Source organism: Streptomyces sp. HUAS MS02, from assembly GCF_055702265.1.
In genome coordinates this window covers 2,145,075-2,169,545 of record NZ_CM146747.1, presented here as the reverse complement: position 1 = coordinate 2,169,545, position 24,471 = coordinate 2,145,075, and the positions used below count along the sequence as shown (strand labels likewise).

General features: G+C 72.5%; 18 protein-coding genes and 1 pseudogene. 5 read left to right on the top strand and 14 right to left on the bottom strand.

Annotated elements, in window-relative coordinates:
* Positions 1–179: 179 nt before the first annotated feature.
* The 5 genes from ACZ9QC_RS09275 to zapE all read right to left on the bottom strand — a co-directional run bounded on the left by ACZ9QC_RS09275 (position 180) and on the right by zapE (position 6,767).
* Complete coding sequence (locus ACZ9QC_RS09275) at positions 180–1,544, bottom strand: PhoX family protein (RefSeq protein ID WP_472921644.1); 1,365 nt, start codon at positions 1,542–1,544, stop codon at positions 180–182.
* 117 nt (positions 1,545–1,661) lie between these two features.
* Positions 1,662–2,510: a slipin family protein gene (locus ACZ9QC_RS09270; RefSeq protein WP_472919722.1), complete on the bottom strand. Its 849-nt coding sequence runs from the start codon at positions 2,508–2,510 to the stop codon at positions 1,662–1,664.
* 272 nt (positions 2,511–2,782) lie between these two features.
* Entirely contained in the window at positions 2,783–4,309 is a 1,527-nt protein-coding gene (locus ACZ9QC_RS09265; protein WP_472919721.1) for a SulP family inorganic anion transporter, read from the bottom strand.
* A 20-nt stretch (positions 4,310–4,329) separates the two neighbouring features.
* Positions 4,330–4,908: a carbonic anhydrase gene (locus tag ACZ9QC_RS09260; RefSeq protein WP_472919720.1), complete on the bottom strand. Its 579-nt coding sequence runs from the start codon at positions 4,906–4,908 to the stop codon at positions 4,330–4,332.
* A 713-nt stretch (positions 4,909–5,621) separates the two neighbouring features.
* Entirely contained in the window at positions 5,622–6,767 is a 1,146-nt protein-coding gene (zapE, locus tag ACZ9QC_RS09255; protein WP_472919719.1) for a cell division protein ZapE, read from the bottom strand.
* On the opposite strand from zapE, the gene ACZ9QC_RS09250 reads away from it, so the two are divergent.
* From ACZ9QC_RS09250 to ACZ9QC_RS09230, 5 genes are all read left to right on the top strand, one after another.
* Positions 6,766–7,677: a pyrimidine reductase family protein gene (locus tag ACZ9QC_RS09250; RefSeq protein WP_472919718.1), complete on the top strand. Its 912-nt coding sequence runs from the start codon at positions 6,766–6,768 to the stop codon at positions 7,675–7,677. The genes zapE and ACZ9QC_RS09250 overlap by 2 nt on opposite strands.
* A 121-nt stretch (positions 7,678–7,798) precedes the next feature.
* Positions 7,799–8,254 carry an indole-3-glycerol phosphate synthase gene (locus ACZ9QC_RS09245; protein ID WP_472919717.1) on the top strand — a complete coding sequence of 152 codons (456 nt, stop codon included), beginning with the start codon at positions 7,799–7,801 and terminating at the stop codon, positions 8,252–8,254.
* Between the two features lie 250 nt (positions 8,255–8,504).
* A complete protein-coding gene (gene murC / locus ACZ9QC_RS09240; protein ID WP_472919716.1) occupies positions 8,505–9,890 on the top strand; it encodes a UDP-N-acetylmuramate--L-alanine ligase in 1,386 nt (461 codons plus the stop codon).
* Between the two features lie 13 nt (positions 9,891–9,903).
* Positions 9,904–10,311 carry a peptide-methionine (R)-S-oxide reductase MsrB gene (gene msrB / locus ACZ9QC_RS09235; protein WP_184900575.1) on the top strand — a complete coding sequence of 136 codons (408 nt, stop codon included), beginning with the start codon at positions 9,904–9,906 and terminating at the stop codon, positions 10,309–10,311.
* A gap of 88 nt (positions 10,312–10,399) precedes the next feature.
* Positions 10,400–11,659 (top strand): MAB_1171c family putative transporter, encoded by a 1,260-nt coding sequence (locus tag ACZ9QC_RS09230; RefSeq protein ID WP_472919715.1) that lies wholly within the window; start codon positions 10,400–10,402, stop codon positions 11,657–11,659.
* A 96-nt stretch (positions 11,660–11,755) separates the two neighbouring features.
* On the opposite strand, the gene ACZ9QC_RS09225 is transcribed toward ACZ9QC_RS09230, so the two are convergent.
* From ACZ9QC_RS09225 to ACZ9QC_RS09185, 9 genes and pseudogenes are all read right to left on the bottom strand, one after another.
* On the bottom strand, positions 11,756–13,189 hold the full coding sequence (locus ACZ9QC_RS09225; protein WP_472919714.1) for an FAD-dependent monooxygenase family protein: 1,434 nt from the start codon (positions 13,187–13,189) through the stop codon (positions 11,756–11,758).
* A gap of 188 nt (positions 13,190–13,377) precedes the next feature.
* Positions 13,378–14,094 (bottom strand): alpha/beta fold hydrolase, encoded by a 717-nt coding sequence (locus tag ACZ9QC_RS09220; RefSeq protein ID WP_472919713.1) that lies wholly within the window; start codon positions 14,092–14,094, stop codon positions 13,378–13,380.
* Between the two features lie 130 nt (positions 14,095–14,224).
* Positions 14,225–15,196 carry an alpha/beta hydrolase gene (locus ACZ9QC_RS09215; protein ID WP_472919712.1) on the bottom strand — a complete coding sequence of 324 codons (972 nt, stop codon included), beginning with the start codon at positions 15,194–15,196 and terminating at the stop codon, positions 14,225–14,227.
* A 311-nt stretch (positions 15,197–15,507) separates the two neighbouring features.
* Entirely contained in the window at positions 15,508–16,494 is a 987-nt protein-coding gene (locus tag ACZ9QC_RS09210; RefSeq protein WP_472919711.1) for a helix-turn-helix domain-containing protein, read from the bottom strand.
* 139 nt (positions 16,495–16,633) lie between these two features.
* A pseudogene (locus ACZ9QC_RS09205) lies at positions 16,634–16,729 on the bottom strand (IS982 family transposase); the annotation flags it as partial.
* A gap of 183 nt (positions 16,730–16,912) precedes the next feature.
* Entirely contained in the window at positions 16,913–17,848 is a 936-nt protein-coding gene (locus tag ACZ9QC_RS09200; RefSeq protein WP_472919710.1) for a GNAT family N-acetyltransferase, read from the bottom strand.
* 217 nt (positions 17,849–18,065) lie between these two features.
* Positions 18,066–18,575, bottom strand: a complete 510-nt coding sequence (locus ACZ9QC_RS09195; RefSeq protein ID WP_472919709.1) for a helix-turn-helix domain-containing protein — start codon at positions 18,573–18,575, stop codon at positions 18,066–18,068.
* Between the two features lie 128 nt (positions 18,576–18,703).
* Positions 18,704–20,827 carry an AfsR/SARP family transcriptional regulator gene (locus ACZ9QC_RS09190; protein WP_472919708.1) on the bottom strand — a complete coding sequence of 708 codons (2,124 nt, stop codon included), beginning with the start codon at positions 20,825–20,827 and terminating at the stop codon, positions 18,704–18,706.
* Positions 20,824–24,297: an AfsR/SARP family transcriptional regulator gene (locus ACZ9QC_RS09185; RefSeq protein ID WP_472921643.1), complete on the bottom strand. Its 3,474-nt coding sequence runs from the start codon at positions 24,295–24,297 to the stop codon at positions 20,824–20,826. The genes ACZ9QC_RS09190 and ACZ9QC_RS09185 overlap by 4 nt, the downstream gene beginning before the upstream one ends.
* Between the last annotated feature and the right edge of the window lie 174 nt (positions 24,298–24,471).

Genomic DNA, 24,471 nt, shown 5'->3' with positions numbered 1-24,471 from the left:
CAGAGTCACGAACGGTTACGCGTACTGTCCATCGAACAGGCGTGTACGGCCCGGTGCCGTACATGTTCGCCGTGCGCCACTGTCGGGGCCGGGCCGGATGTGGGCGCCGACGACACCCCCGATCACGAAGGGGTCCTCGGCGCCGCCGGGGTCCGACAGGGACACGGCCGCTGGTGTCGTCAGCGACGCCACGGCCCCGTGACCGCGAAGGTCGTGCCCGGGGTGTAGCAGTTGACGTACATCGTGTCGCCGTCGGGGGAGAAGGTGACGCCCGCGAACTCGCCCCATTCCGGTTCTTCGGGGGTGGCGATGTTCTGAGCGTTGCGGGCCATGGCGTAGACCTCGCCGCGGCGCGTGACGCCGTAGACGTGCTGGGCGCCGTTGCCGTCCTCGCAGACCATGAGGCCGCCGGAGGGGGCGAGGCAGATGTTGTCGGGGGATTCGCCGGGGAGCTGGAGGTCGGTGTCGGGGCCGAAGGCGATGACCAGGGTGAGGGTGCGGTGGTCGGGGTCGTAGCGCCAGATCTGGCCGTAGTGGTCGGCGGCCGAGCCGTCCGAGCTGCGGGCGAAGGAGGAGACGAAGTAGACGCAGCGCCCGCCCCAGTAGCAGCCTTCCAGCTTCTGCGCGTGGGTGATGCCCTTGGGGCCGAAGTCCTGGTGGCGGATGGCGGTTTGGGCGGCCAGGGGGTCGGGGACGTCGACCCATTCGATGCCGTCGAAGCAGGCGCCGGGCTCCTGGATGGGGGAGAGGTCGGGTACGCCCGGGACGCGCATCGCCTGCAGTCGGCCGCCCGCGCGCAGTGAACCGAGGCCGCCCTTGGGCTTGTCGGGGAGGAAGCGGTAGAAGAGGCCGAAGGGGCGCTCGAAGGCGTCCTCCGTCTCGTAGACGACTCCCCGCTTCGGGTCCACCGCGATCGCCTCGTGCTGGAAGCGGCCCATCGCGGTGAGGGGCACGGCTCCCGAGCGCCGCGGGTCGGCGGCGTCGACCTCGAAGATGAAGCCGTGGTCCTTGGTGTAGCCGTTGGTGCCGGCCTTGTCCTCGTTCTCCTCGCAGGTCAGCCAGGTGCCCCAAGGGGTCGGCCCGCCCGCGCAGTTGACCGCGGTGCCGGCGATGGCGACCTGTTCCGAGCGAACCTTGCCCCGGGCGTCGAGCGTGAGGGACGTACAGCCGCCCTTGGCCGCCGGGTCGTAGGTGAGGCCCTTGATCGTGGGGACCGGGATACGGCCGTTGTGGCGGTTCTCGTGGTTGCGGACGAGGTGAACACGGCCGTGTCTGCCGGGGAAGGCGGACATGCCGTCGTGGTTGCTGGGCACCGGGCCCTCGCCCGAGCGGAGGGGGTCGCCCTCACGGGAGAGGACCCGATAGCGGAAACCTTTCGGCAGGTCGAGCAGGCCGTTCGGGTCGGGGATCAGGGGGCCGTAGCCGGAGTGGCCGAGGGTGCTCTGCGCGGTGGCCGTGCCCACGAAGAGCTCGGAGAGGGCTCCGGTGAACGCGATGCCTGCGATACCGGCGCCCGAGCGGGCGAGGGCCTGACGGCGGGTCACTGACACGGGGGACAACCTTCCTGCTGGCGGACAGGATGTGACCCGCCTGTGTGTATCACGTGGTCAGCGCCGCGTGAACCACGCGCGTAGAGGTCGAGCGTGGAGTCGTCCTCCGTGTCACTCGGTCGGAGGGGGCGGGAAAGGTGGGGCGGGGGGAGGCGGGGGAGGGGTCTGAGGGCGTGCGGGCGGGGGGTCCGGTGAGGGGCCCGCCTGGGAGCGTTCCAGGAAGCGGAGGAGTTCCACGGGGAAGGGCAGGACCAGGGTGGAGTTCTTCTCGGCGGCCACCGCCACCACCGTCTGCAGCAGGCGGAGTTGGAGGGCGGAGGGGGTGTCGGCCATCTCCTTCGCCGCCTCGGCCAGCTTTCTCGACGCCTGCAGTTCCGCGTCCGCGTTGATGATGCGGGCGCGGCGTTCCCGGTCGGCCTCGGCCTGGCGGGCCATGGAGCGCTTCATGGTGTCGGGGAGGGAGACGTCCTTGATCTCGACGCGGTCGATGGTGACGCCCCACTCCACGGCGGGGCTGTCGATCATCAGCTCCAGGCCCTGGTTGAGCTTCTCGCGGTTGGAGAGGAGGTCGTCGAGGTCGCTCTTGCCGATGATGGAGCGCAGGGAGGTCTGGGCCATCTGGGAGACGGCGAAGCGGTAGTCCTCGACCTGTACGACCGCGTTCGCCGGGTCGACGACCTTGAAGTAGACGACCGCGTCGACACGGACGGTGACGTTGTCGCGGGTGATGCCCTCCTGGGCCGGGACCGGCATCGTCACGATCTGCATGTTGACCTTGCGGATGTGGTCGAGGCCGGGGACGACCATGGTGAAGCCGGGGGTTCTGGGGGCGCCGCGCAGTCGGCCCAGGCGGAAGACCACGCCTCGTTCGTACTGCTTGACGACTCGGGCCGCGGCGGCGACGTAGACGACCGCGGCGGAGCCGATCGCTGCGGCGGTGATGAGCAGCGTCTCGACCATGACGACCCCCTTGAGTCGTCCGGTGTCTGTGGGAATACCACGATATGTCGGGGGTGGGGGGTGGGGCGACTGTCGGTCGGGAACGGGAGCGGGAGCGGGGGTGGGAGGTGCTTGCCGCGCTTACAGGGTGCCGCCTGCGCCCACCCGTGCCGCCCCAGCGGCACGATTGCCCGCAGAGAGGGCGGGCGGGCCGGAGTCCGTGGAGAAGGCTGGCGTGTGGGGGATGGCCCGGTGCCTCGGCCTGGAGGCCGGGGCACCGGGCTGCGGCTGGGTCAGGGGGTGCCTGACGTGGCCTTTTCCGGTTGTGGGACTGTCATGCGTACCGGTTCCGTGCCTGTCGCGCTGTGGCGGGCCGCCCAGTTCTCCAGGGCGGTGCGGCAGGCGTGGTCCAGGTGGTGGAGACCGGTGAGGTGGAGTTCCACCGGGCGGTCCTGCGGGAGGGACTCCAGGTCGTCCAGGATCTTCGGCAGACGGAGGAAGGTCGCGTTGCCGGAGAGGTAGGCCTGGACCGGGCCGGCGCCCTTGTCTATGACCTCCAGCTTGATGTGCGAGGCCTCCCAGGCGGTCTTGGCCACGGAGAGGGCCAGACCGATCAGCACACCCTCGAACATGTTGACCGCGACGATCGCCACGGCCGTGGCGACCAGGATCAGCGCCTCGCCCCGGTGGCCGCGCCACAGGGAGACGACCCCCCGGAAGGGAATCAGCTTCCAGCCCGCGTGGACGAGGATGCCGGCCAGGGCGGGGAGCGGGATCAGCGCGAGCGCCCCCGGCAGTGCGACCACGAAGAGCAGCAGCCAGACGCCGTGCAGGACGCGGGACGCCTTCGTCTTGGCGCCTGCCTGGACGTTGGCGGAGCTGCGCACGATCACCGCCGTCATCGGCAGCGCGCCCAGCAGCCCGCACACGGTGTTGCCGGCGCCCTGGGCGATCAGCTCCTTGTCGTACTCGGTGCGCGGACCGTCGTGCATCCGGTCCACGGCGGCCGCGCTGAACAGGCTCTCGGCGGAGGCGATGAGGGTGAAGGCGAGGATCGTGCCGAGCAGGGCCACGTCGGCGAGCTGGCCGAAGGCGTCCAGGCCGGGCGGCTGGATCACGTCCAGCAGGCCCTTCACCTCGACGTTCGCCACGGGGAGGCTGAAGGCCAGACTGGCGCCGGTGGCCAACAGGACCGCGGCGAGCGCGCCGGGCACGAGCTGGACCTTCTTCGGCAGGCGCTTCCACAGCACCATCACGGCGATGGTGCCCGCGCCGACCGCCAGCGAGGCGAGCGCGGTGGTGCTGCCGACGGCGTCGACGAAGGCGCCGGGCAGGCCCGCGATCTTGTCGATGCCGGAGGCGGGGGCCTTCAGGCCGGCCGCCGCGTAGAGCTGGCCGGCGATGATCACCAGGCCGATGCCGGCGAGCATGCCCTCGACGACGGAGACGGATATCGCACGGAACCAACGGCCCAGCTTCAGCGCGCCCATGGCGAGTTGGAGCAGACCGGCGGCGAGCACGACGACCCCGAGGGCGGGCAGCCCGAACTGGCGGACCGCCTCGAAGACCAGCACGGTCAGACCGGCGGCGGGGCCGGAGACCTGGAGGCTGCTGCCGGGCATCATGCCGACGACGATGCCGCCCACGATGCCGGTGACCAGGCCGAGTTCGGCCGGTACCCCGGAGGCGACGGCGACGCCGACGCACAGCGGGAGGGCGACCAGGAACACGACGAGCGAGGCGCCGAAGTCCTGCCGCAGATGGGGAAACCTGGAGGACGGGGACGAGGACGGGGACGGGGGCGAGGTCTGGGAGTTCATCTCGGACACCTGGCCGCCGGTCACAGGGTCTCGAACTTGTCGGAGTCCGCGCGGTGTTCGCGCACGGCACCGGTGTGAACCTCGTAGTACCAGCCGCGCAACCGCAGCCGTCCGTCCGCGAGGCGCTTCTCCACGCACGGGTAGGAGCGCAGGCGCAGCAGCTGGCTGAGGACGTGGTTCTGCACGCCGTCGGCGACCGTCGGGTCCTCGACCGCCCCGGCCGGGCGGGGGGTGGCGCTGGTCAGCCAGTCGCGTACGGCCGGTACGGCGTCCAGGTCGTCGCCGCGCACCAGGGCGCCCACGGCGCCGCAGTGCGAGTGTCCGCAGACCACGATGTCGGTGACGCCGAGGACCTCCACGGCGTACTCGATGGTGGCCGTCTCACCGGTGGGGCGGTCGGCGGTGTACGGGGGGACGATGTTGCCGGCGGTCCGCAGTTCGAAGAGCTCGCCGGGGCGGGCGCCCGTGATCAGGGCCGGGACGACCCGCGAGTCGGAGCAGGTGATGAACAGGACCTCGGGGGACTGGCCTTCGGCCAGCCTGGCGAACTCCTCAGGGCGCTGTCCGAACGTACGGGCGTTGTCGATGAGGGGCTGCATGATGTGGTGACTCCTCCTGGCGCGCCTCGCGGCGCGTCGGGCTTGCACGACAGAGTGGGGGGAACAGGTGCTCCGCGGCTCAGCAGCGGAAGACCTGGAGAGCGGCCGGGGTGTGGGCCGTGAGGGGTCTCGACGCCCGGTGGTACGGGGCCGAGGGCCGTTCGGGTGCGCTCGCGGCCGCCGGGTTCTCCCCCAGCGGCGGACGCGCGGGCGCTTCGGGAACGGTGGGGGTGGTGAGGCGATGCCGGTCGCGTGTGCGATGTGGACCGGTCGGGTCCGGTGAGGGTGCGCACGTGCGGTGGGTGACCGCCTTGTCACGCAACGGCTTCGCGGTGAGGGTGTTTCCGGGCTCGGCCTTGGCCTTGACATGACCAAGCGTGTGCGCGGCTGCGAAGGATGTGGTGGGAGCGAAGAACGCCAGGGTGAGCAGGACGGCGGCTAGGGCCGAAAGGACGGTCCGGGTCGTCGTACCTCGCAATATGAGCCTCCTCACCGGCAGTTCCGGGTGTCTCCCACGCATCGACACTTGCTCGACTTGGTCAACCGATGGTCAACCACTGGTCAAGAAACACGTTAACCCTGCAAAGTTGTTTGCTGGGTTAACTTAACGTTGCGAGCTGAAGAGAGCCTGAAAAGCGAGGCAGGATTGGCTGGAACCGGCCCTTGACCTGGGGGAGTTCCGCTGGGTCGGGCTACGGCCGGTGGCGGTGCGCTCAGTGCTCCGCGAGTCGCTTGGCGTCGCGCGCGAGGGCGGTGAGGCGGGAGATGGCGCGGAAGTACTTCTTGCGGTAGCCGCCGTTCAGCATCTCCTCGCTGAACAGCTGGTCGAAGGGCAGCCCGGACGCGAGCACGGGCACCTCGCGGTCGTACAGCCGGTCGGCGAGCACCACCAGCCGCAGCGCCGTGGACTGGTCCGGCACCGGCGCGACGTCCGTCAGACAGACCGCCTTCAGACCGTCCGTCAGGGCGCCGTACCGGCTGGGGTGGACGCGCGCGAGATGGTCCAGCAGGTGCGGGAAGTCGTCGAGCGAGGCGCCCTCGGTGGCGTACGCCGCCTTGGTGACCTCCTCGTCGGAGTACGGTGCCGGGGCCTCGGGCAGACCGCGGTGGCGGTAGTCCTCGCCGTCGATGCGCAGGGCGCGGAAGTGGGCGGACAGGCCCTGGATCTCGCGCAGGAAGTCGGCCGACGCGAACCGGCCCTCACCGAGCTTGCCCGGCAGCGTGTTCGAGGTGGCGGCCAGGGCCACGCCCGCGTCGACCAGCTTGCCGAGCAGGGTCGACACCAGGACCGTGTCGCCCGGGTCGTCCAGCTCGAACTCGTCGATGCACAGCAGGCGGTGCCCGGAGAGGGTCTGGACCGTCTTCTGGAAACCGAGGGCGCCGACCAGGTTCGTCAGCTCCACGAACGTGCCGAAGGCCTTGAGGGCGGGCTCGGCCGGGGTGGCGTGCCAGAGGGAGGCGAGCAGGTGCGTCTTGCCGACGCCGTACCCGCCGTCCAGATAGACGCCGCGCGGGCCCGCCGGGACCTTGGGGCCCTTCGCCCGGCCGAAGCCGAAGAAGCCCCGCCGGCCGGCGCCGGTCGCGTGCGCGCCGCCGAGGCCCGCCGCGAAACCGCTCAGGACACGGACGGCCTCGGTCTGGCTGGGCTGGTTCGGGTCCGGGATGTAGGTGTCGAAGCGCACCGAGTCGAAGCGGGGCGGCGGCACCATCTCGGCGACGAGCCGGTCCGCCGGGACATGGGGCTCGCGGGTGCACAGGGACGCGGGAGCCGCTTCGGGTATCGAACCGAATCCGGACACAGTGGCTGAGGACGACGACACGGTTACCGAGTCTAAGGGTCGTGCCACACTGCACGACATGCGACGCCTGTTCCCTGTGACCGAAGAGACAGCGGCCCGGACACCGGAAGCGACCGGTGGGGCGATTGCGGCCGAGGCGCCGACGGCGGGCGGGGGTGAGGGCCCGGCGGGCGCGCGGGACGGCCGGCCCTCGGCGGCCGGGGCGTCGGACCTCGTCGAGCGGGAGTGGAGCCTCGACGAACTGGCGGCCGCGTACGCCTACCCCGAGCCCGCGCCCGGCGGGCGGGAGCCCTGGCTGCGCGCCAACATGGTGTCCACCCTCGACGGCGCCGCCCAGCACGACGGGCGCTCGCAGCCGATCTCCAGCGAGGCCGACATGCGGATCTTCGGCACGCTGAGGGGGCTCGCGGACGTGGTGATCGTCGGCGCGGAAACGGTACGGCAGGAGGGGTACCGCCCGGCACGCGCGCGGGAGGCGTTCGCCGAGGCGCGCCGGGCGGCCGGACAGACGCCCGCGCCCGCCGTCGCCGTGGTGAGCGCGAGCCTGGACCTGGACTTCTCGCTGCCGCTGTTCACCTCGCCGCTGACGCCCACGCTGCTGCTCACCGGCGCCGCCGCGGCGCCGGACCGGGTCGCCACCGCCGAGAAGGCGGGGGTCCGGGTGGTGGTCGCCGGGGACGGGATGGGCGTCGAACCGGCCCGCGCCGTACGGGCCCTCGCCGACCTGGGGCTGACCCGGCTGCTCACCGAGGGCGGACCGCGCGTCCTGGGTCAGCTCGTCGCCGCCGACGTCCTCGACGAGCTCTGTCTGACGGTGTCGCCGATGCTCACGGCCGGGGACGCGCAACGGATCGCCGGGGGACCCTCGGTGGCGGTGCCCAAGCGCTTCGCCCTGGTGTCGCTGCTGGAGGAGTCCGGGTTCCTGTTCGGTCGTTACCGTCGTACGCGAACGCGGGACGGTCGTACGTGAAAGCGGGTGGAATCTACCGTTCCGTTTAGCTTTCGCCGGGCACACTAGAACTCTGAGGAGTGAGGGCCCGCGGGGCCCTCCGAGGAGAAGGGCGCCTGTGGTGTCGTTCACGAGCGTATTGATGATCGAGAAGGCTCTGACGTCCGCGGACGTCGAGTTCGTCACGACCCTGCACGGCGACGAGCGGGCCTCCTTCCACGTGCTGCTCCAGCCGCGCGGAAATCAGGCCGACCGGTTGCTGCGGGCCATCGACGACCTCGCCCTCGGTGAGCTGGACGAGGCGACGCGGGAGGGGGAGACGCCGGAGGGGGAGCAGGCGATGGACGCCGGGGAACGGGCCCTGGAGGTGTCCTTGCAGGCACTGCGGGGGGCCGGGAGCACGGCGGAGGGGCGGCTGATCGAGGACCATCCGCTGGACGCGCTGAAGTCGCTGGTGGAGGAGGTTTCGGCCGATGAGGTGTTGGTGCTGACCGATCCGCATTACGTGGAGGAGTTCTTCCACCGGGACTGGGCCTCGCGGGCTCGCCACAAGGTGGGAGTGCCGGTGCTGAAGCTGTTCTCGCACGCGCGGGTGTAGAGGGGGCACGGGGCGCCGTAGGGGTTGCTGTGCTTCGTCGGGTGCGGGGGCGTCGTGGCTGGTCGCGCCCACGCGGCGGTAGCCGCAAATTCAACACAGCCCCGCGCCCCTGGACGGCGGCTGCGCCGCCGATCGGGGCCGCGGCCGCCGGCGGGTAGCCACAAAGGACCTGGGGTTCGTAGCTACTAGGGTGGGGGGCGCGCCTGCTGTGGGGCGTGGATGCATTCGTACCGTCGCTTGGAGAACACGCATGGCTCCCGGACTGCCTACCGCCATGGAACGGCCGCACTTCATCGGGATCGGTGGGGCCGGGATGTCGGGGATCGCGAAGATCCTCGCGCAGCGGGGGGCCAAGGTCGCCGGCAGTGACGCCAAGGACTCGGAGACGGCCCAGGCCCTGCGCGCGCTCGGGGCGACCGTGCACATCGGGCACGCCGCCGAGCACCTCGCGGACGACGCGACGGCCGTGGTCGTCTCGTCGGCCATCCGCGCCGACAACCCCGAGCTGGCCCGCGCCGCCGAGCTCGGGATCCCCGTCGTCCACCGGTCTGACGCGCTCGCCCGGCTGATGGACGGGCTGCGGCCGATCGCCGTCGCCGGCACCCACGGCAAGACCACCACGACGTCCATGCTCGCGGTGTCGCTGGGCGAGCTGGGGCTGCGGCCGTCGTACGCCATCGGCGGCGACCTCGACGTACCCGGCTCGAACGCCTCGCACGGCGACGGGGAGATCTTCGTCGCCGAGGCCGACGAGAGCGACCGCAGCTTCCACAAGTACGCGCCCGAGGTGGCGATCGTCCTCAACGTGGAGCTCGACCATCACGCCAACTACGCGTCCATGGACGAGATCTACGAGTCCTTCGAGACGTTCGCCGGGAAGATCGTGCCCGGGGGCACACTGGTGATCTCCGCCGACCACGAGGGCGCGCGGGAGCTGACCTCCCGGCTGTCCGGGGTGCGCACGGTGACCTACGGCGAGCGCGAGGACGCCGACGTACGCGTGCTGTCGGTCGTCGCGCAGGGGCTGAAGAGCGAGGTCACGGTGGTTCTGGACGGGCAGGAGATCACGTTCACCGTGTCCGTGCCCGGACGGCACTACGCGCACAACGCCGTCGCCGCGCTGGCGGCCGGTGTCGCCCTCGGCGTCCCGGCGGCGGAACTGGCGCCCGCGCTGGCGGCCTACACCGGCGTGAAGCGGCGGCTGCAGCTCAAGGGCGAGGCCGCCGGGGTGCAGGTCATCGACTCCTACGCGCACCACCCGACCGAGATGACCGCCGACCTGGAGGCCATGCGGGCCGCCGCCGGGGACGCGCGGATCCTGGTGGTCTTCCAGCCGCACCTGTTCTCCCGCACCCAGGAACTGGGCACCGAGATGGGGCAGTCCCTGGCGCTCGCGGACGCGTCGGTCGTCCTCGACATCTACCCGGCCCGCGAGGACCCGATCCCGGGGGTCACCAGCGAGCTGATCATCGACGCGGCCCGGACCGCGGGCGCGGACGTCACCGCCCTGCACGACAAGGCCGAGGTGCCCGCCGCGATCGCGGGAATGGCGAGGCCCGGTGATCTCGTTCTCACCATGGGCGCGGGTGATGTGACGGACCTGGGCCCGCGGATCCTGGACCGTCTTTCGAGCTGAGGGGCTGAGCTTCATGTCGTACGACGTCGAGAAGCCGGACGAGCAGTGGCGTGCGGAGCTGACGCCGGCCGAGTACGCCGTGCTGCGGCAGGCCGGCACGGAGCCCGCGTTCGTCGGTGAGTACACCGACACCAAGACCAAGGGCGTCTACTCCTGTCGCGCCTGCGGTGCCGAACTCTTCACCTCCGACACGAAGTTCGAGTCGCACTGCGGCTGGCCGTCCTTCTACGACCCGAAGGACAGCGACGCGGTGGAGCTGCTGCAGGACAGGTCGCACGGGATGGTCCGCACGGAGGTGCGGTGCGCCCGGTGCGGGTCGCACCTCGGGCACGTCTTCGAGGGCGAGGGGTACGCCACCCCCACCGACCAGCGGTACTGCATCAACAGCATCTCGCTGAGGCTGACCGCCGACGAGAGCTGATCGTAGGCGGTACCGGGGTTGACTACGTGACTACTGTGTGAAGGGTGTTGACGCGAGAGGTCTCTCGGACCGAGCCGGGGGGCCTACCGTGAACGGACTGGTGTATTTCCTGGCGGCCGCCATCCTGTGGACCGGCTTCGCCGCCCAGATGCCCAGCCTGTGGCGCGACCGGCGTGATCCGATGAAACGCGCGCTCTGCGCCGTGATCTTCCTCGCCGGGTTCTGCTTCGCCCTCGGCGCCCCGCCCACCGTCGGCCTCGTCAACCGCCTCGTCGGGGTCCCCAACGCCGCCGCCTGCCTCGCCTACGGCGCGGTGAACGCCTTCTCCGCCGCGTCCCTCGTACTGATCGTGCACTGGCGCGGTGCCGACGACCCCGCCCGGCTGCGACGGGTCTCCCGCCGGTGGCTGCTCGCCTACGACGTCGTCATCGTGGCGCAGACGGCTCTCTTCGCCGTCGGCGACGCGCCCGTCGAGCGCCTCGCCGACTTCGACACGTACTACGCGAACACGCCGTTCATCCGCGAGATGATCGTCCTCTATCTGGTGGCCCACCTGGCGGCCGCCCTCACCACCACGTTCCTGTGCTGGCGCTGGACCTTCCAGCTCAGCGGCTGGACACGGCGGGCTCTGGCCGTGCTGGCCGTCGGGTGGCTGTGCACCAGCGCGTACGGCGTGCTGAAGATGGTGGCCGTCGTCGGCCGCTGGACCGGGCACCACTGGGATCCGCTGAGCACGCGGCTGGCGCCGATGCTGGTCACCGTCGGCGCGGTCCTCACCTCCGCCGGTTATGTCCTGCCGCTGCTCGGACCGCGCGTCGACAGTCTGGTCGCCTTCCTGCGGCTCGGGCCGCTCTTCCGGCTCGTCGGCTCCGGGAGCGCCGGCCGCATCGGACGGAACGTTCTGCTGTCCTGGCGTTCCCTCGGCGACGTCGAACTGCGGCTGACGCACCGGACGACGGCCATACGGGACGGACTGCGGGAGGTGTCCGTCCACTTCGACGAGGCGGTCCGTGAGCGGGCGTACCGACAGGCGCTGTCCCTCGGCTCCAGTGCGGGTGAGGCCGAGGCCATCGGGGACGCGGCGATGGTGGCCGTGGCCGTGATGTCGGGTACGCGGGAGCGGGTCGGGGGGCCGCGTCAGAGGGGCCTTCAGGGCGGTTTGGATTTCGCCGCTCTGGATGTGCTCGTGGGGATCGTTGGGGGGCATGCGGGGCCTGCGGGTGCGGGTGCGACGGCCGGGGGGCAGGGGCTGGACACGGGGCAGTCGGCGTTGATCCGGATGTCTCGGGCGGTGCGGGCGGGGGTTGTCGAGGGGGCGGTACGCGCGGAGCGGGCGAAGGGCTGGTAGGGATTGGTTCTTTGGTTCTTTGGCTCTTTGGCTGCGGGTCGTGGGGCTTCTCGCGCCCACGCGGCGGGGCCGCATGTCGATACGGCCCCGCGCCCCTTACGGGGCGCGTTTGTCGAGGTTGTTCAGGATGTTCCGTTCTTCTGGGGTGAGCGGGGGGCCCGACAGCGGGGGGAGGAGCGGGCCCAGGGCCGTGGACAGGAGGAGGGTGGGGTGGAGCAGGTGGAGGGCGTCCGCCTGGAGGGTGGTCACTCTGCACATCGCCGCCGAGACCCGGTACGAGCCGGTGGCCACGCGCGTCATGCGGCCGGTGTAGGCGGACAGCAGACGGTCGGCGAGCGTGGGGGACTTGCCCCGCACCCCCGGGAACCACTGGTCCTGCCCGACCGACATGGTCCACGCCGCGTTCACCGTCTTCGCGGCGGCCCGCTGCACCCGCCGGGCCAGACCGGGCGCGCCGATGCCGGTCCGGTCCAGTTCCCGGCGCAGCTCGCGCGCGCCTGACGCGGCCACCGACATGCCCTGCCCGTAGACCGGGTTGTAGGTGGCGACGGCGTCCCCGAGTGCCACCAGCCCCTCGGGCCACCGCTCGGACTTCTCGAAGTAGCGGCGTTCGTTGCGGGTGCTGCGGCTGAGGGTCACGTCGGTCAGGGGTTCGGCGCCGGCGATCAGCCGGCCCACGAGGGGGTGGCGCAGGCCGAGCGCGAAGGGGACGAAGTCCTCCGGTGAGGCGGTGGGTTCGCCGCCCCGCGTGCCGGCGAGACTGACCAGCCAGCGGTCGCCCTCGATCGGGAGGAGGAGGCCCGACCGGCCGGGCCGGCCGCCCGTCGGGTCCGCCGTCACCTGCGCCGGGGGGAAGTCCGCCGCGCCGACGGGGGTGCGGTAGAGGCGGGTCGCGTAGACGAGTCCGGAGTCGACCACATCCTTGCGGATGCCCGTGATGCCGAGGTCCGCGAGCCAGTGCTCGACACGGGTGCCGCGTCCGCTCGCGTCGACGACCAGGTCCGCGGGCAGATGCTCCTCGGGCGCGCCTGCCCCCGTGCCCCCGCCCCGCTCTCCCCCGGCTGTGAACCGGACGCCGGTGACGCGCTCGGCGGTGCCGAGGAGCCCGGTGGCCGAGGCGCGCCGCACGGTGACGCGGGTGGTGCTCGCGAGAACGGCCTCCCGTACGGTCCGGTCGATCAGGTCGCGGCCGGCGATGAGCAGGGGGTGGGTGTCGTGGTGGCGGGAGCGGCGGTACCAGCCCTGCGGGCCCAGGGTGACCAGGCCGGAGGTGAGACCGCGCTCCCGGGCGCCGGCTGCCAGCAGCCGTTCGCGGACCTTGCCGCCGGGCACGAGTTCGTCGATGGCGTCACGGCCGCTGGGCAGGAGGATGTGGGCGTGGCGGCCCTGCGGAAGCCCTCGGCGCGGTCGGGGTTCGTCCGGAAGCTCGTCGCGCTCCAGCACGATCACCTCGTCGACGGACCGGGCCAGAGCCGCGGCGGCGAGCATGCCGCCCATGCTCGCCCCGATGACGACCGCGGTACGCGGCATGGGGTCCCCCTGTGCTCGACTGTGCCTGCCCGCGCTCGACGGAAGCCCGCACCGGGCGTCCGTGTCGCTGCGGACCCTAGAAGATCAGCCCAACCATGCTCCGCACAAGGGGAGTTGATGTGTGTCGGGGCCCGCCCACGGGTGTCCGTGGGCGGGCCCTGCGCCTCCCGGCCTGGCTCTCCTGCCCGTCAGGCGGTGGCGCGTACCGCCTCGCGGATCACCGCCGCGACCTCCTTGGGGCGGGAGACCGCCACGGCGTGCGAGGCGCCCTCCAGCTCGGTGACGGTGGCGCCGGCGCGCTTGGCGCCGAAGCGCTGCACGTCGGGGTTGATGGCCTCGTCCGCGTCGGCGACGACGGCCCAGGACGGCTTGGTCCGCCAGGCGGCGGTGGCGGCCTTCTCCGTGAACACCGAGGTCGAGAGGGGGCGTTGGGAGACGGCGAGGATCTCGGTGACCTCGGCCGGGACGTCGGCGGCGAAGATGCCGGGGAAGGCCTCGGGCTTGATGGTGACCTCCACGGCGGGGTCCGCGCCCTCGACGGGGTAGGTCCGTTCGTCGAGGTTGGCGACCAGCGGGGACAGCGGGAAGCGGTCCTGCAACTCGCCCAGGCTCTCGCCCTGTTCGGGGACGTACGCGGCGACGTAGACCAGGCCGACGACGTTCTCGGCCGCGCCCGCCACGGTGATGATCGCACCGCCGTAGGAGTGGCCGACGAGGATCACGGGGCCGTCGACCTGGGCCGCCGCCGACGCGACGTACGCGGCGTCCGAGGCCAGACCGCGCAGCGGGTTCGCCAGCGCGCGGACCGGGATGTCCTGGCCGCGCAGCTCCTCGACGACGCCGGCCCAGCTGGACGCGTCGGCGAAGGCGCCGTGCACGAGGAGGACGGTGGGGGTGGGAGACATGGTGCGGGTCCTTCCGTTCTGTGGGCCCGCCGGTCGACCGCGTGACGTCGGCTGTGTGTCGGGCGACCGGGGGCTGTGGGGCTGTGGGGCGGTTGGTCTGCGGTGTCCGTGGTCTGTGCTGTCCGCGTGGCTACTTGGCGTGCAGGGCGGTGCGCAGGGTCGTCGTGGCCAGGGTGATCGCGGCCTCGGCCGCGTGGGTCTCGCGCAGGGCGTTCAGCATGACGAAGTCGTGGATGATCCCCTGGAAGCGCACGGCGGTCACCGCCACACCGGCCTCGCGCAGCTTGTTCGCGTACGCCTCGCCCTCGTCGCGCAGGACGTCGGCCTCACCGGTGATCACGAGGGCCGGGGGCAGGTCCGTGAGCTGGTCGACGCTCGCCCGCAGCGGGGACGCGGTGATCTGGGCGCGCTCGGCCTCGTCGGTCGTGTACTGGTCCCAGAACCACTGCATGCCGTCGCGGCGCAGGAAGTAGCCCGTGGCGAACTGGTGGTAGGAGCCGGTGTCGAAGGCCGCGTCCGTCACCGGGTAGAACAGCACCTGCTGGACCAGCGGGACGTCACCGCGCTGCTTGGCCATCAGGGTCAGCGCGGCGGTCATGTTGCCGCCGACCGAGTCACCGGCCACCGCCAGCCGGGCCCCGTCCAGGTCCTTGGAGGAGCCCTGCTCGACGACCCACTTCGCGACCGCGTAGTTCTGCTCGATGGCGACCGGGTAGCGGGCCTCGGGGGAGAGGTCGTACTCGGGGAAGACGACCGCGGCCCCCGCGCCCACGGCCAGCTCGCGCACCAGCCGGTCGTGGGTGTGGGCGTTGCCGAACACCCAGCCCGCGCCGTGGATGTAGAGGATCACGGGCAGCACGCCCTCGGCCCCGGCGGGCCGGACGATCCGGGCCCGGACACTGCCCGTGGGGCCGCCGGAGACGGTGATCCACTCCTCGTCGATCTCCGGCTTCGCGATCGCGCCCGACTGCACCTCGTCGACCGCCTTCCGGCCTTCGGCGGGCGGCAGTTCGAAGAGGAAGGGCGGGTTGGCGGTGGCCTCGGCGAAGGCGGCGGCCGCCGGTTCCAGGACCGGGCGGGTCGGTTCGGGGGTGTCGGACATGTGGTTCTCCCGATGGGTCGTGATGACGTGCGGGCGCGCTCGCTTCGAGGTGTCGTAACGGGCCGCGCTCGGTTCGGTGGCGCACGCGGGCGGCGCGCGGTCGTGGGTCGCACGGGCGGCGCCACGGCCAGCACGCTAGGCCGGGTAGCGGCCGCCGAATGGCCCACCAGCGCACCGAAGCCGGTCCGGGAGCGCACGACATGGGCGGCCTCGGGGCCCCGTGCGCTGTGCGGACGAACGAGGCGCGCCGCCGGACCAGGGGGGACGTCCGACGCGCTGAGCGAGGGCCGGTCCCGTCGGCGCGGGCGGGGCTAACGGTTGTGGAGCCGTGTGACCCGGCCGTTCGGCGGGGCCTGCCCCGCCGAGTCCCGCCACTCGCTCGGCGACATGCCGTAAGCCGCCCGGAAGACCCGGCTGAAGTGGGTCGCGCTGAGGAAGCCCCAGCGGCCGGCGACCGAGGCGATGGTCCGGCGGTTGCGGACGCCGAGCACGAGGTCGCGCCGGCACTCCTCCAGGCGGCGGCGCTGCACCCAGCGGCCCACGGACGTCCCCTCGTCCTGGAAGAGCCGGTGCAGATAGCGCACCGAGATGTGATGGGCCCCCGCGATCACCTCGGGCGACAGGTCCGCGTCGGCCAGATGCGCGTCGATGTACCGCAGGACCCGCGCCATCAGCGGCGAACGGCCGACCGGCGTGTCCCCCCGGTCGGCGCCTTGCGCACCGGTGCGGGCTCGGCCCAACTGCTCCGCGGCCAGCGTGGCCAGCAGGTTCACGGCGTTCCGGGCGAGCATCTCGCCGACCGGTGGCTCCGCCGAGACCGCCGAGACCGCCGAGACCGCCGGGATCGCCGGGATCGCCGTGTCGGCCAGCTCGGACAGGAACGGCGACAGCAGGGTTCCCAGCCGGGAGGACCGGGCCACCGGGTGCGCGACGACGCGCCGCAGGTCGTCGCCGCCGTCCTCCAGCCCGAGTTCCTCGCGCGCGACCAGGAAGACCTTGAGGCGGCAGTGCTCGGGGAAGTCCAGTAGCGGCGGGTGGTTCGCGTCGTAGAAGCAGATGTCGCCCGGGTGGAGCGAGAGATCCGGGATCCGTGCGGCCGACGGCACCCGGGTCCCACGCAGCCCCACGAACAGGTACGCGCCCCCGGCCCGCGCGGTCAGCCGGTACGCCCCGACTCCCGGCCGTCCCTCCCCGGGCAGCACGGCGGCGTCCCCGCCGAGGACGGTGATGCGGAGACCCGCCGGGGTGATGGTGCGGAGACCCGTCGGGGCGATGGTGCCGATGTCGGACCTCGTCATCTGTGCCTACCTCCCAGGCCGTTCGGGCACACCGTGCAGTGGATTCACCCGGAGCCTAGGAAGGGAGATGTGAAAAAAGAGTGACCGTGAAGTGACGGTGGCCGGCACCGGTTTCCGGACGCGTAAGTCCGATCTCCGGTCAGTGGTCATAGGCGATCGGTGACCGGGTGATCGGGGCTTTGGTTGCGTTGTCGTGCCACATCGCGGCGGCCATCGCGAGGATGCGCTGAGCGACGCATCTCGGTGAGGTGCTTGCCGGCGTAGCGCAGCCGGTGCGTCTCGGACGTCAGGGCCTGTCCAGCCGTCGTGGTCCCGTCAGCTCGTCTCGTCGTCGATCTTCACGTGCAGGGCGGTCGGAAGGGTCTCGATGTGGGAAGGGGCCGCTCAGCATTCGTTACGGCGCGGTCGCGGCCCCCGCTCACAACCGGCGGGTGAACTCCTGGCGGTCGGCGAAGTTCTCGTAGCCTGCCCGCTCGAAAGCCATGATCATGGCGGTGTTGGCCGCGTCGCAGTCGCCGCGGATCTCCTCGGCGCCCGCTTCGACCAGCAGCCGCGTGCCGCGGGCCACCACCGCCGTCGCGTAGCCGTTGCCGCGGCAGGCGGGAGACACGGCCACCAGGCCGATCACCGCGGTCGAGGCGTTTCGGGCGGGGAGGCTGACGGCAGCCGGCGTGCCGTCCGGAGCGTAGCCGAGTTCCCACCACGAGGGCTCGTACGAGAACTCCTCCATGTCCGCGAGGAGGCCCTCCGCCGCACGCCGGGCGCCATGCCGGGCGACCTCGGCAGCGAGTTGGGCGTCGGCGCTGGTCGGCAGCGCCTCGGCGAGGAGAGCGATGAACGGCTCACGGCCCAGACTGGGCAGGGAACGCCAGGTCAATCGGTCATCATGCGAAGTGAGTTCTGCCCCGGAGCGGAGGCGGAAGCGGCGACCGTCACGGGCCCGCTCGAAGCCCGCCACACGGAGAAGCTCGGCGCGCCGTTCCGGCTCCGCCTGGTACTGCGGCGGCTGCGTCGGCGAGTCGATGACGTGCTCCAACTCCGTGGCGCCGAGCGAGTCGGCCAGGGCGACGGCCTCGGCCAGCAGTGCCCGGCCGGTGGCCAGGCCGGGTTCGTCCCACGGTGTTTCAAGGAGCACGAGGGCCATCGGGACGTCGTTCCCGGGGAGGGTCCACAGCGCGGTGGCCGCGGTGAGCCGACCGGCCTCGTCCTCCGCGACCAGGCACCACTCCGGCCGGGTGCACTTCTTGGCAAGCAGGTCGGTGAGGTAGGCGGCCGTCCCGGCATTGCGCTCGGGCTGGTCGGAGTGGTGGACGAGGGCAGGTAGTTCGTCTGGGCGTGCGACTCGTATAGGCATGTACCGGGATCATCCTGTCTCGCGATGATGTAGCTGGACTTTGCATGCGGCCGCCACCCAGTGGCGGCCGGCAGGTCTGACTGTTCCTGCCCTTGTCGGACCGACCATCAGACCCGGGCTCATGGGACTGGACAATGTCGGCCTCCTGCGGCAGCGGTGGATCCCGCAACCGATCAGCGGTGGTCGATGCCGCGCAGGACGGTACGGTGCGGGCGTCTCATTCCGCCGGGTGGCGCACCACCAACACCCCCTCCACATCCCTCCCCACCGCCTCGTACAGATGCGGTACATCCGCCGCCCACCGGGCGTGGCCGCCCGGGCCGACCTCGAGCGGGGCGGAGGCGGGGCCAACCCGGGCCGTGCCGCTGAGGACCAGCAAGTGCTCCTCCGTGCCCGGCACATGAGCGGCCGAGCGCTGCACCGCGCCGCTCTGAATGCGGATGCGATACACCTCCGACACCGCAGCCGTGTCCTGCACGCGGTCCGTCAGCACCGCATGCACCGCCGCGCCCTGCACCGGGGCGGGGCCGACGACCGTGCTCAGCGGCGCATCGAGGGCCGTGGTCAGCGCGTACAGCGTCTCCAGGGTCGGATTGCGTCGGCCCGTCTCCAGTTCCGAGAGCGTGCCCTTGCCGACGCCGGAGCGGCGGGCCAGTTCCGACAGCGACAGGCCGCTGTCCTGGCGCAGACGGCGCAGCCGCTCGCCCACCTCCTGGGCCAGTTCCATGGCTTTCCGCCCCTACCGCGCCGGTGATGCGTTGCCCGTGACGCGACTAGCGTTCCACAAACGGAACGTTCTGTAAACGGAACGATCGCGGTGATGCACCCGCACGGCGCGCAGGCGTGGGTTCGGACTTACTCGTCCAAAGGGCTGTCGTACGCGTCGGTCAGATCGGCGGCGAGGATGCGCAGCAGCTCGTGCTGGGTGTAGCGGCCGGGCGAGCGTTCTACGACGAGGTGCGCGTCGGCCAGGCCGTCAAGGACCTGCCGGGCCCGCCGGATCGGGAGTCCGGCCAGGGCCGCCGCCGTCTCGGCGTCCAGGTCGGGGCCCGGGTGCAGGGACAGCAGACGGAACAGCCGGGCCTGCTCCGGCGGAAGGCGACGGTAGGAGCGGGTGAGGACGGCGCGGAGGTCGGGTGCGCCGCCGGGCGCGATGAACGCGTCGAGTACGCGCGGGGTTTGTTGTAGTTCGGCGACGAGGTTCGCGAGGGGTCCGAGGGGCGCGAGGTTCGCGAGGGGGAGGACGGGTTCGGGTTCGGGTTCGGGTTCGGGGGAAGGGAACGGCCGGTGGGTGGCGCGGGCCGCGATGATTGCCAGGGCGAGTGGCAGTCGGCCGCTCCGGCTCACGATCTCGTCGACCGCCTCCGCCTCGGCCTCCGTCCCCCTCTCCGCCTCCGTCTTCGTCTCCGGTTCCGGCCCGGGCGGTGGGCCGGCGTGGCCGAGGTGGGCCGTCAGTGTGGTTCGGGCGTCCGCCGTCGACGGCAGGTCCAGGCGGAGGGGGTGGGCGCCCGAGGCGATGAGGCCGGAGAGGCCGTTGCGGCTGGTGACCAGGGTCAGCGAGCCGGGCGACGCGGGCAGTAGCGGCCGTACCTGCTCGGTGTCGGCCGCGTCGTCCAGCACCACCAGCAGGCGCCGGCCGGCCAGCAGGCTCCGGTACAGCCCGGCGAGCGAGTCCGTGCCGCTCGGCAGGCGCGCGGGCGGCACCCCGAGCGCGGTGAGGAGCGCGCGCAGCGCCGCGGCCGGCTCCAGCGGGGGCTCCACCGGGTGGAACCCCCGCAGCCCGAGGTGGAGTCGGCCGTCGGGGAAGCGCTCGGCCACCGTGTGCGCCCAGCGCACCGCGAGTGCCGTCTTGCCGATCCCGGGCATCCCGCTGATCAGCACGGTGGTCGGCGCCCTTCCGGAAAGGCCGGCCGGTCGTGTGATTTCCTCCTTGGTCTCCTCCTTGGTCTCCTTTTCGGTCTCCTCGTCGGTCCTCTCGCCGTCCGTGAGTTCCGCCAGACGACGGAGTTCGGCCCGTCTGCCGACGAAGACGGGGGGAGGGGGCGGCAGCCGCGTGAGTGGTACGTCCGGAACGGCTCGCGGCGATCCGTCTGCCGACCGTGGCGGCGTGGCCGGTCGAGGCTGCGTCGTAGGTGGTGGCGGTGCGGGGGTGTGAGGTGGAGTCACGTCGGGCGTGGTCCACTCCTGGCGGAGCACCCTCGTGTGGGCCGAGGTCAGGTGCGTGCCCGGCGTCACGCCCAACTCGTCGGCCAGCAGGCGTCGTACGCGCTCGTACGCGGTCAGCGCCTCTGCCTGGAGACCCGACGCCGCCAGGGCCATGACGAGCGCGGCGTGCAACGACTCGTCCAGCGGGTCCAGTTCGAGGGCCTGGCGCAGCCGGGGCAGCACCTGCTCGCTCCTCCCGCACAGGAGCGCCGCGTCGGCGGCCATCCTGGTCGTGCGGAGCAACTCGCGTTCCACTTCGCCGAACACGGCGTGCTCCCGGACGACGGCGGGGATCCCCCTCGCCACCGGCCCCCGCCACTCGCGCAGCGCGTCCAGGAAGTACCCCGCCGCCGCCTCCGACCGCCCGGTGGCCGCGGCTCGTTTGCCCCGCTTGGTGAGCGCGCGGAAGCGCAGCAGGTCGACGTCGTCCTCGTCGGCCTCCAGCAGATAGCCCCCGGGGCGGCGCAGCAGCCGTCGTCCGGGTGCCCGGGGCGGTAGCCCGGGTTCGAGCAGGCGCCGCAGCGAACCGGCGTACCGGCGCACCACGTTCCGCGCACTCGCGGGCGCCCGTCGCGGCCACAGTACGTCGACGGCGTCATGCAAAGGCACCACCTGGCCCACGCGTACGACCAACAGGCCCAGCAACGCGCGCTGTTGGGGGAACCCGAGGTCGAGTTCCTCCTCACCCCGACGCACCCGGAGCGGCCCCAGCACGTCGAACCTCAGCGACTCCGCCTGTGGGCCGAGGGGGCGGTGCCGTACGGCGTCGGTCACGTGGTGCGCTCGCTCGTGGTGAGCAGGGCCCGCACCTGGTCGGCGTCCGGGTGGCCGAGGGTGATGAGGAGGGTGAGGGCCTGCTGCCGTGCCTCGTCGGCGCCGGCGTGGTCGCTCATCGCGGCATGGGTGTCCCCGATGTGGACGAGCGTGCAGGCCTCCAGGTAGGGAACGCCCAACTCCCGGTAGAGGGCGAGCGCGTGGCCGTAGCCGAGGAGGGCGTTCGGGTGGCGCCCCAGGTGGTGGTGGACGTACGCGATGGTGTGCCAGGTCGCGGCCTCGCCGTAGCGGTCGCCGAGTTCCTGGAGCAGGGTCAGGGCTCGATGGCAGTGGCTCAGCGCCTCCTGGTGCTCGCCGAGCAGCGCGTGGTACCAGCCGACGGAGTTGAGGACACTCGCGTACGCGGCGCGGCGGCCGCTGTCCCGGAAGAGCTCCATGGCCAGCCGGTTGTGACGGAGGGCGCCGGGCAGGTCCCCCTCCTGGTCGTGGGTCCAGCCGAGGCTGCGATGGGTGTCGGCCCGCCCGACGGTGTCGCCAGCGTCGGTGAAGAGCGCCAGCGCGCGGTCCAGACGGAGCCGGGCCGACCCGTGCAGACCGAGCCGGCTCTCCGCCCGGGCCAGCGCGCGCAGACCCCTGGCCTCCCACACGGGGTCCGCCGTCCGCAGCGCCGCGTCGAGCGCGATCCGTTGGACGGTCGTCCAGTCGTGCCAGTGCCCTCGCCGGTCGAAGTACGGCTCCAGCGACCAGGCGAGCAGGCACGCCACCCGGTCGCGGCCGGACCTGGCCGCCGCCCCGACGACGGCCAGCAGCGTCGGGTACTCGGCCGTCAGCCAGGCCAGCGCCCGCGGATGGTCGGCCAGCGGTTCGGCGTGGACGCCGGGCGGCGGCGGCCCCGGCGGCATGGGATCCGCGTGCGGGGCGAGCAGTGGCTCGGCGGAGTGCGCGGTGTGCAGGTAGTACGCGTACAGCCGCTCGGTGGCCGCCTCCCGCGCGACCTCCGGGTGTCCTGCCTGCGCGTTTCCCTCCGGCTGTACGGCCGGGTGCTGCTCCTTGGGGCGTTCGGCCGGGTGCTGATCCTCCGGGTGTCCGGCCGGGTGCTGATCCTCCGGGCGTTCGGTCGGGTGTTGATCCTCCGGGCGTTCGGTCGGGTGTTGATCCTCCGGGCGTTCGGTCGGGGGCTGTTCCTTGGGGCGTTCGGCCGGGTGAGGTACCTCCGAGAGTTCGGTCGGGTGCTGCTCCTCCAGGAGTTCGGTCGCGTGGGCGCGCAGCAGGTCGTGCAGGGCGTAACGGCCGGGCGCGGGCTCGCCCACGAGGTGGACGTCGGCCAGCTCGGCCAGGAGTGACCGTGCGCGGCGCACGGACAGCCGGGCGAGCGACGCCGTCGCCGCCGCCGAGAAGTCCGGGCCGGGATGCAGCGCGAGCAGCGGGAAGAGGAGCGCCGCCTCGGCCGACACGGCCCCCAGCGACCACGAGAACACCGCCCCGACGTTCGCGGCCGCGTCCGTCCGGCTGAACGCGTCCAGACTGCCGTGCGCCGCGCGCAGCTCCGCCGCGATCGCCGACAGCGGGAAGTCCGGGTGCGTGGCGGCCCGTGCCGCGACACAGGCCAGCGCCAGCGGCAGTCCCCCGCACAGTGCCGCGATCTCCGCCGCCGCCCGTTCCTGGCCCGCGAGCCGCCCGGCCCCCAGTCTGCGTTCGAGGAACGACCGGGCCTGCGTGGCGTCCAGCGGACGCAACGCCAGCGTGTGCGCGCCGTGCGCGGAGACCAGGCCCGTGAGCTGGTTGCGGCTGGTCACGATGGTCAGGCAGCCGGGCGTCCCGGGCAGCAACGGCCGCACCTGCTCGGTGTCCCGGGCGTTGTCCAGCAGTACCAGGAACCGCCGGCCCGCCAACAGGCCGCGGTACAGCGCCGACTGGGCGTCGACACCGTGCGGCACGCGTTCCGGGGGTACGCCCAGCGCGTCGAGGAAGATCCGTACGGCTTCTCCGGCGCTCATCACCCCGCCCGAGGGAGCGAACCCCCTGAGGTTGACGTAGAGCTGGCCGTCCGGGAAACGGTCCGCGACCCGATGGGCCCAGTGCACGGCGAGCGTGGTCTTCCCGATGCCGGCCATCCCGCCGATGGCGCTGATCACGACGGTGCCGGCGGGGTGGGCGTGATCACCGCCGGTGCCACCGGTGCCACCGGTGCCGCCGTCGCCACCGCTGTCACTGTCGGCACCGCTGTCGCCGTCCCCGGTGAGGAGCGCCAGGACCTGGTCCAGCTCGGCGCGACGGCCGGTGAACGTCGGCAGGTCGTGCGGGAGTTGGGCGGGGACGGTGGTCGGGGCAGTCTGTGGGGCCGGGGCCGGGGCCGGGGCCGGGGCCGGGGTCGGGGTCGGGGTCGAGGGCGGGGGCGCGGCTGGGGCCGGGGCGGGGGCCTTGGTCATGGGTGCGGCGGAAGCCGACGGCCGTGGGTCGATGCGGGCGGCGGCGTCCTCCGCACCGGAGGGAGCGGGCTTCGGCGAACCACCGTCGTACGCACCGGAGTCGTCCGGACCGCCGCCTTCGCGTGGCACCTCCTCGGCGGGCTCGCCCTCCGGCCACGCGCCGGCGTGCGGACCGTCCGTGCCTCCGCCACCGCCCCCGCCGCGCCGACGGCCGCCGTACGACGCCTCCTCCCGCCGAGGCCCCCCGTACGACGTGCCCTCGACCAGCCCGGCGCCGTGCAGGACCGCCCGGTGCGCGTCGCGGAGTTCGGGCCCCGGGTCGATGCCCAACTCCTCGGCGAGCCTCGCGCGGGCGGACCGGTAGGTGCTCAGCGCCCGCTCCTCGTACCCGGTGGCGGCCAGCGTGCGGACGAGCCGGGCCAGCAGGGGTTCGTCCAGCGGGTCGTCGCTCACGGCCTCCTGGAGCAGGGGCAGTACGACGGCCGGGGTGCCGGCCCGCAGCGCCGCGTCGGCCGCCTCCCGCACGGCCGCCGCCCGTTCACGGTCGACCGCCGCGAAACCGGCGCGCTCCCGCACCTCGGCGGGCAGCCCGGCTCCGGCCGGTCCCCGCCAGAGTGCCAGGGCCTCGGTGAGCAGTTCCACGACCCGTGCCGCCGACCCGCGCGGGTCGGCGGCGATCCGACGCGCCTCGTCCCGCAGCTCGCGGAACCGCAGCAGATCGAGGGAGTCGGCGTCGACCAGGAGCCGGTATCCGCCGGCGTCCCGTATCAGCCACTGTCCGGCGGCACGGTTGGGCAGCCCCGGCTCCAGCAGCCGCCGCAGCGACCCCACATGACGGCGGACCACGTTCACCGCGCTGGCCGGCGGTCGCCCGCCCCACAGCACCTCGACGATCTCACTCACCGTCACAGGCTGTCCTGCCCGCACGAGCAACAGCCCCAGCAACGCCCGCTCTTGAGGAGGACCCGGTGCCGGTTCCACCCCCGCCCGCTCCACGCGGACCGACCCCAGCACCGCGAACCGGACCGGCTCCAGCGCCAACTGCCCCTCCTGATATCTCGTATCTCGTATCTTTCTCGTGCTCATGACCATACGTGAGGCCGCGAGTTACCTAGAGTCACACGGGAGCTCCGGCTTCGGCTCGACCCCTTGACTCCCGTGGAAAGCGCTTGCCACACTCGCGGCCCGCCCTGGGAATCGCCTGCCGAAACGAGT